The 5,304-nt window shown below is 72.7% G+C and carries 4 protein-coding genes and 1 pseudogene; 4 read left to right on the forward strand and 1 reads right to left on the reverse strand.

The window, feature by feature from the left end; all coding sequences use genetic code 11:
- The 3 genes from ACFW2E_RS40915 to ACFW2E_RS40925 all read left to right on the forward strand — a co-directional run.
- Positions 1 to 1,966, forward strand: a 1,966-nt coding sequence (locus ACFW2E_RS40915) for an ATP-binding cassette domain-containing protein (protein ID WP_384475424.1), incomplete at its 5' end; no start/stop codon positions are given.
- Positions 1,967 to 1,974: 8 nt separating this feature from the next.
- Positions 1,975 to 2,520, forward strand: coding sequence for a hypothetical protein (locus ACFW2E_RS40920; RefSeq protein WP_384475428.1), 546 nt, complete (start codon positions 1,975 to 1,977; stop codon positions 2,518 to 2,520).
- Positions 2,520 to 3,512, forward strand: a complete 993-nt coding sequence (locus tag ACFW2E_RS40925; protein WP_384475431.1) for a serine/threonine-protein kinase — start codon at positions 2,520 to 2,522, stop codon at positions 3,510 to 3,512. The genes ACFW2E_RS40920 and ACFW2E_RS40925 overlap by 1 nt, the downstream gene beginning before the upstream one ends.
- A gap of 43 nt (positions 3,513 to 3,555) precedes the next feature.
- Here the strand turns inward: ACFW2E_RS40925 and ACFW2E_RS40930 are convergent, their stop codons facing one another.
- Complete coding sequence (locus tag ACFW2E_RS40930; protein WP_384475434.1) at positions 3,556 to 4,830, reverse strand: streptophobe family protein; 1,275 nt, start codon at positions 4,828 to 4,830, stop codon at positions 3,556 to 3,558.
- Between the two features lie 167 nt (positions 4,831 to 4,997).
- On the opposite strand from ACFW2E_RS40930, the pseudogene ACFW2E_RS40935 reads away from it, so the two are divergent.
- Positions 4,998 to 5,304: pseudogene (locus ACFW2E_RS40935) on the forward strand (hypothetical protein); the annotation flags it as partial.

Raw genomic sequence — 5,304 nt, forward strand, 5'->3', positions numbered from 1 at the left:
CTTCCGGCGGCCCACCACCGTCCGGCCGCTGACCACGCGCACCGTCCGCATCGGCCGGGCCGACGACAACGACCTCGTGATCGACGACCTGGTCGTCTCCCGCAGGCACGCCGAACTGCGCACCCTCGCCGACGGCAGCTACGAGATCGTCGACCTGCACAGCCACAACGGCACGTACCTCAACGGCCAGCCCGTCACCCGCGCCGCGATCCGGCCCGGCGACATCGTCGGCATCGGCCACTCCGCTTTCTGCCTCGTCGGAGACGCCCTGCAGGAGTACGTCGACACCGGTGAGGTCTCCCTCGACGTACAGGACCTGACGGTCACCGTCGACCGCGGACGCAAGGTCCTCCTCGACCACGTCTCCTTCCCGGTGGGCGAGAAGTGCCTGCTGGCGGTCGTCGGACCCAGCGGTGCGGGCAAGTCCACGCTGCTCAACGCACTCACCGGCCAGCGGCCCGCCGACCACGGCACCGTCCTGTACGACGGCCGCGACCTCTACCGCGACTACGCCGAGCTGCGCCAGCGGATCGGCCTGGTCCCGCAGGACGACATCCTGCACGCCCAGCTGACCGTGCACGCCGCCCTGAACTACTCCGCCGAGCTGCGCTTCCCGCAGGACACCGCCCCGGAGGAGCGCCGCGCCCGGGTCGACGAGGTGATCCGGGAGCTCGGCCTGGAACAGCGCACCGGGCAGCCGGTGCACAGCCTCTCGGGCGGCCAGCGCAAGCGGGTCAGCGTGGCCCTGGAACTGCTGACCAAGCCCTCGCTGCTCTTCCTCGACGAGCCGACCTCCGGACTCGACCCCGGCATGGACCGCTCGGTGATGCACATGCTGCGCGGCCTCGCCGACGACGGCCGGACCGTCATCGTCGTCACACACAGCGTCCTCAGCCTCGACGTCTGCGACCGGCTCCTGGTGCTCGCGCCCGGCGGCAGGGTGGCGTACTACGGGCAGCCGGAGGACGCCCTCGCCTTCTTCGGCTTCGAGCAGTGGCCGGAGGCCTTCGAGGCCTTCGAACGCGACCAGGACCGGGACTGGGCGGGGGAGTACCGGGACTCGCCCTTCCACCGGCACTACATCGCCGAGTCGACCGCACAGCCCCGCCGCCCCGACGCGGCCCCGGCCGCCGTGGCCCCGCCACCCCGTCAACGCAGCTGGGCCGCCCAGCTCAGCACACTGGTCCGCCGCTACACCGCCGCGCTCCTCGCCGACCGCATCTTCGTCGTCACCATGATCGCGCTGCCGTTCGTGATGGGCGTGATGGCCCGCGCCCTGTCGGGCCCGAAGCTGACCTTGGACACAGCGATGAACGCGCTGCTCATCCTGTGCGTCGGCGGCGTGTTCATGGGCGCGGCCAACGCCGTGCGCGAGCTCGTCAAGGAACGCGTGATCTACCAGCGCGAGCGTGCCGTCGGCCTGTCCAGATCGGCGTACCTGGTCTCCAAGATCGTGGTGCTGGGCACGATCACCGTGCTCCAGGCCGTGGTGCTCACCCTCGTCGCGCTGCTCGGGGTCGACCTCAACGCGCCCCGCGGCCGGGGCGTGGTGACGACACCGCTGCTGGAGATCACCGTCACGGTGGCCCTCCTCTCCTTCACCGCGATGATGCTCGGCCTGGTGGTCTCGGCGGCGGTGCGCAAGGAGGACGTCACGATGCCGCTGCTGGTGCTGATCTCCATCGTCCAGCTCGTCTTCTGCGGCGCCCTGCTGAAGCTGCACGGGGTGCCCGTCCTGGAGCAGATCGCCTGGCTGGTGCCCGCCCGGTGGGCCCTCGGCGCGATGGCCGGCACCATCGAGGTGTCCCGGATCGTGCCGGGCAAGCTGACCGCCGACCCGCTGTTCCGGCACGCGACGGACGTGTGGCTGGTCAACATGGCGATGCTGGTGGTGCTGTCCGTGGTCTTCGGCGTCCTGGTCTCCTGGCTGCTGCGCCGGTACGAGCCCGTGGTGATGCGGAAGTAGGCGGCACGATGACCACTCCTGGCTTCCGGCCCACCCATGTGGTCCCCCCGTACGGGATGCCCGCCTGGGAGACACCCGACCCCGCGCGCCCCACCGTGCCCCTCGACCCGCTGCTGCCGGTTCAGCTCGTGGAGCGGCGCGGCGACTGGGGACACATCCGCTGCGCCAACGGCTGGTCCGCCTGGGTCGACGGCCGCTATCTGGTCGCCGTGCCCGAGGACCCGCCCGCCACCGGTGGGCCGCCCGCCGACGCCGCCGACCCGCGCCCGCTGCTGGCCCGTGCCGAGGAGGCCCTGGCCGGCTACCGGGCGGCGGTGGAGGAACTGGCCGGCGGCGAACTCGACGGGGAGTCCTTCCGCGGCCGTACCCAGGGGCTGCGGATCGGCGTGGTGATCGACGGGGAGGCCATGTGGCTGTACGACTCCGAGGAAGGGCGGTGGATGTACGGCGACGGGCGGCGGCTGAGCACGTACGCCACGGACCGCGAGACGCCGGGAACCGGGGTCGCGGCTCACCCCCCGACCCGGGTCGTCACCTCTGAGAGCGAGCCGTGATGGGGCACGAGACGAGCGTGTTCTCCGGCCGGCCCTCCGAGCTGGTCGGACGGCGCATCGCGAACTACCGCATCGAGAGCGAGATCGGCCGCGGCGGCATGGCCGTCGTCTACCGGGCCCACGACCTGCGCCTGGACCGCACGGTCGCGCTCAAGCTGCTCGCCCCGGAACTCGCCCGGAACGACACCTTCCGGCAGCGCTTCACCCATGAGTCACGGGTGGCGGCGGCGATCGACCACCCGAACATCGTGCCGGTCTTCGAGGCGGGCGAGACGGACGGGGTCCTCTACATCGCCATGCGGTTCGTCTCCGGCAGCGACCTGCGCCATCTGCTCGACCGGGAGGGCCCGTTGTCCCTTCCGGCCGCGCTGCGGATCGCCGCGCAGGTGGCCTCGGCGCTCGACGCCGCCCACGAGCACGGTCTGGTCCACCGGGACGTGAAGCCCGGCAACGTTCTGGTGGGCCGGGGCACCGACAGCGGCCACCCCGAGCACGTCTACCTCACCGACTTCGGCCTGACGAAGAAGTCGCTCTCCCTGACGGGCTTCACGACCGTCGGCCAGTTCGTCGGCACGCTGGACTACGTGGCCCCGGAGCAGATCTCGGGCCGCCCGGTCGACGGCCGCTGCGACGTCTACGGCCTCGCCTGTGTCGTCCAGGAGATGCTGGTCGGCCACCCGCCCTTCCAGCGCGACGACGACATGGCCCTGCTGTGGGCCCACCAGTACGACGAGCCGCCACCGCTCACCGGGACCCGCCCCGACCTGCCCCCGGCCGTCGACGCGATCTTCGCCAAGGCCCTGGCCAAGTCCCCCGACGACCGGTACGACTCCTGCCTCTCCTTCGTCGCCGCCCTGCGTGGAACCATGGCGGGCGGACCGGAGCCCGGCCACCCACCGACGGAGGCGGAGCCCGCGCTCACCGCGGGGCCGGGAACGGCATCGGGCCCCCCGAGCTGGGCGGAACCGGTGTTCCGGGGCCGCCGGCCCTGACGCCGCTGACCGGGCCCGCCCGGCGTCTTCACGCCCGGCCCCTTCAGGCCTTACGGAGCCCCACCTCGCCCCGGCGCTGCACCGGCCGGGCGAGCAGCCCTCCCAGGAAGCCGGCCACCAGGCCCCACAGCGCGGCCAGGCCGACCGCGGACCAGATGTCGGGGCGCAGATACAGCTCCCCGGACAGACCGCCGCCCAGGTCGCTGATGCCGAGGAGGGAGAGACCGTAGTGCGCGGAGATCCGGCCGAGCAGGCAGACCGCGAGCACCGCGAGGGCGAGGCCTACGGCCAGGTGCAGGGCGTGCTGCCACAGCCGCACCCGGGCCGGTGAGCGCGCCGCCATCAGGAACCCGGTGGCCAGGACGAGCACGACGGCCACCCACAGGAGCCACCACACCCTGCCGTCGTGCTCGGCGAGCGTCCGCAGGTTCACCGTGGAGACGTCCGGTGTCCGCAGTACCTCGGCCAGGACGCGTGGCACGGGCAGTCCGAACGGGCCGTCCACCCGGCCGTGCCAGGTGGCGCCCAGGCCGAGCGTCAGGGCCGGCCAGGCCAGGTTCGGCAGCCCCAGCAGGATCACCGCGAACGTCTGCGCGGGGTGCCCGCGCGTCGCCGCCACGACCAGCGCGACGACGCCGGCCAGGGCGACGTACATCAGCAGCAGCGCGACCACGGCGTACGCCGTCGGACGGACCGATTCCTGGAACCGCAGCAGCCCTGCGGGCAGGGGCGCCGCCCGCGACACCAGCAGCACCAGCACGAGCACGCCCGCCAGCCACAGGAGTCCGAACAGCACGGTCAGGGGCACGTCCGTGGTGAACCCGACCTCCGGTGCCGAGTCGAACAGTTCGCCGATGGTGCCGAGCACGCCCTTGCCGAGGTCGACGGCGAAGGTCTGACGCGCCGGCACGGCGAGACCGATCAGCACGATCAGCCAGAACACCGCGATCCGGCCGGCCCACCCGGCCAGCTCCCCGGCCCCTGCGACCGCCCGGTGCCGCAGCGGCCGCAGGAATCCCGCGGCGATCACCAGTGCGCCGGTCAGCGTGACCGACAGCGGGATCGCGGTCAGCCCCGCCCGCGTCCTGGCCAGCTCCCCGGCGTTCCCCGAGAGCTCCACGGAGCCCCCGACGGCCGCCACGACGGTCGCCGCCACGACCCGGGGGAACGCGTTGTCCGGCAGATCCGTCGCACCCGCCGCCCACAGCCCCAGGGCTGCCACGACGACCATGGCGACGGACCCGGCCAGCACCACGGCCACGGCCTGCACCCAGCCGTGGCGGGCGACGGCCGGGCCGGAGGCGGTTCGGGGGATCACGTTGCCACGCTAGGCATTCCCCGGGCGGGACGCCCGCCGGATGGGCCGTCCGCGTCGGCTTGCGAGTCGTAAGGGGCAGGAGCACACAATGGGTTAGTTGTGGCATAAGTGGCGATTGGGTTAACAAAGCCAACAAATGTCACCAAGCGCGTTTGGGAGGAGACCTCGTGAGCGTCGAACCTCCGTCGTCCGGCCGTCCCACGGGGCCGCCTTCCGGCCCGCTGTCGTCGGGATCCCAACCCCCGCCGGGACGACCGCCCGAGCCGCCGACCGGTGGCGGCCGTGGCGCGCCGGAGCCGGAACCGCACCAGCCGTGGTGGAGGTCCGTGCCGCGCATCGCTCTGCTCACCACCGCCGTCGTGGTCGCCGTCATCGTCGCCGTCGTCCTGTCCACCTCGGGTGGGGGCGGTTCGGCCATGGCGAGCGAGGTCTTCCTGCAGGCGGCGAACGAGACCGGTCCCGACCCCTTCACGG

It is taken from the genome of Streptomyces sp. NPDC058964 (genome assembly GCF_042741275.1).
GTDB lineage: Bacteria > Actinomycetota > Actinomycetes > Streptomycetales > Streptomycetaceae > Streptomyces.

Excerpts from the sequence above, each read along its gene's own strand:
- ACFW2E_RS40920 (WP_384475428.1), top strand. The coding sequence starts at position 1,975 with ATGACCACTCCTGGCTTCCGGCCCACCCATGTGGTCCCCCCGTACGGG.
- ACFW2E_RS40925 (WP_384475431.1), top strand. The coding sequence starts at position 2,520 with ATGGGGCACGAGACGAGCGTGTTCTCCGGCCGGCCCTCCGAGCTGGTC.